Below are 340 nucleotides of genomic sequence, written 5' to 3' on the forward strand. Positions count from 1 at the left end.
GCGCGCCTAACGGCATGTGTATGCTGGCTAAAACAGTAGCTGAACTGACGGATGAGCACGCTGAATTATTAGAAGAAGCCAAGAAATCACTCAAAATAATGGAAGGCGAGTTCGCCAAACTGATTGCCGAAGCGCAAGAACTTGGTGAGATCAGCAAAGAACGCAAACCGACTCAACTTGCTCGCCACGTTCAGGTTCAAATTGCAGGGCTACGCACTTATGCAAAAACCTGCGATGACACAGAACTACTCAACTCAATGGTTGAAGACATCTTCAAGTACCACCCTTTTTAGCAACTGCGCGTATATAGGCTCAGATCTACAAAAAGACGCCCAAGTAT

At 46.2% G+C, this 340-nt stretch carries 1 protein-coding gene; it reads left to right on the forward strand.

The window, feature by feature from the left end; all coding sequences use genetic code 11:
* Nucleotides 1–293 (forward strand): TetR family transcriptional regulator C-terminal domain-containing protein (locus AB4653_RS28445; protein ID WP_372105987.1); only part of this gene is annotated, 293 nt, incomplete at its 5' end.
* Nucleotides 294–340: the final 47 nt, after the last annotated feature.

Origin of the sequence: Vibrio sp. 10N.222.48.A3, assembly GCF_041475345.1 — a bacterium.
GTDB lineage: Bacteria > Pseudomonadota > Gammaproteobacteria > Enterobacterales > Vibrionaceae > Vibrio > Vibrio tasmaniensis_A.